The 578-nt window shown below is 49.5% G+C and carries 1 pseudogene; it reads left to right on the top strand.

The annotated features are described in order from the left end of the window. Nucleotides 1-10: 10 nt before the first annotated feature. Nucleotides 11-578, top strand: a pseudogene (locus tag J5069_RS23930) (DDE-type integrase/transposase/recombinase); the annotation flags it as partial.

The raw sequence follows: 578 nt of genomic DNA, 5'->3' as shown, positions 1-578 counted from the left end.
ATGTTATTGAAAAAAAGCTTTAAAACCAGCGATAAAGCGTGAACTCGTCAGTTATCTGACCGCGCAGTTTACGATGAGCATCCGCCAGGCATGCAGGACGTTATCGTTGAGCAGGACGGTGTATTTTTATCAGCCTGACACTCGGCGTGATGAGCCGGTCATTCAGGCACTGACTGAAATGGCGGAACGCTATCCGCGATATGGCTTCAAGAAGTTGTTCCAGAAGCTACGCAGGCAGGGACATGCATGGAATCACAAACGCGTTCATCGTATCTATTGCTTACTGAAACTGAATTTTCGTCGTAAAGGAAAGCAGCGTCTGCCGGTGCGTAATCCGGCCCCGCTGGCGACGCCGGAGGCACTTAATCAGTGCTGGTCGATAGATTTTATGCATGATGCACTGGTGTGTGGTAGGCGTTTTCGCACGTTCAACGTGGTGGATGATTTTAATCGTGAAGTGTTGGCGATAGAAATAGACCTGAATATCCCAGCACAACGCGTTGTTCGGGTGTTCGACAGGATAGTGGCAAACCGAGGATATCCGCTAAACATGCGGATGGATAATGGTCCAGAGCTGG

Origin of the sequence: Candidatus Symbiopectobacterium sp. NZEC127 (genome assembly GCF_025962675.1) — a bacterium.
Classification (GTDB): domain Bacteria; phylum Pseudomonadota; class Gammaproteobacteria; order Enterobacterales; family Enterobacteriaceae; genus Symbiopectobacterium.
This window is presented reverse-complemented; position numbering and strand designations above follow the sequence as displayed.